The following is a 379-nucleotide window of genomic DNA, read 5'->3' as shown; positions in this document are numbered from 1 at the left end:
CGGGTCCTTCAGACCCGCACGCGTACGACGGATCGCCTTCGACAACGCCTTGACGGCATCCACCTGGCCGATGACCCGCTTGTGGAGCTCGTCCTCCATGCGCAGCAGACGCGAGGACTCCTCCTCCGTCAGCTTGAAGACCGGGATGCCGGTGGCGGTCGCGAGGACCTCGGCGATCAGCTCGCCGTCGACCTCGGCGACGACGTCCATGTCGCCGGCCTTCCACTCCTTCTCCCGCTTGGCCTTCGCGGCGAGAAGCTGCTTCTCCTTGTCACGGAGAGAAGCGGCCTTCTCGAAGTCCTGCGAGTCGATCGCGGACTCCTTGTCCCGGCGCACCCCGGCGATCTTCTCGTCGAACTCGCGCAGGTCCGGCGGCGCG

At 67.3% G+C, this 379-nt stretch carries 1 protein-coding gene; it reads right to left on the bottom strand.

Features of this window, described 5'->3' with window-relative positions; translation table 11 throughout:
* The coding region (locus tag ADK57_RS16035) for a UvrB/UvrC motif-containing protein (RefSeq protein WP_199830595.1) at window positions 1-379 on the bottom strand (379 nt) is incomplete at both ends.

It is taken from the genome of Streptomyces sp. MMG1533 (genome assembly GCF_001279775.1).
In the GTDB taxonomy this organism is placed as follows: domain Bacteria; phylum Actinomycetota; class Actinomycetes; order Streptomycetales; family Streptomycetaceae; genus Streptomyces.
Note: the sequence above shows the minus strand (reverse complement) of the source record. Positions and strands in the feature narration are given on the sequence as shown.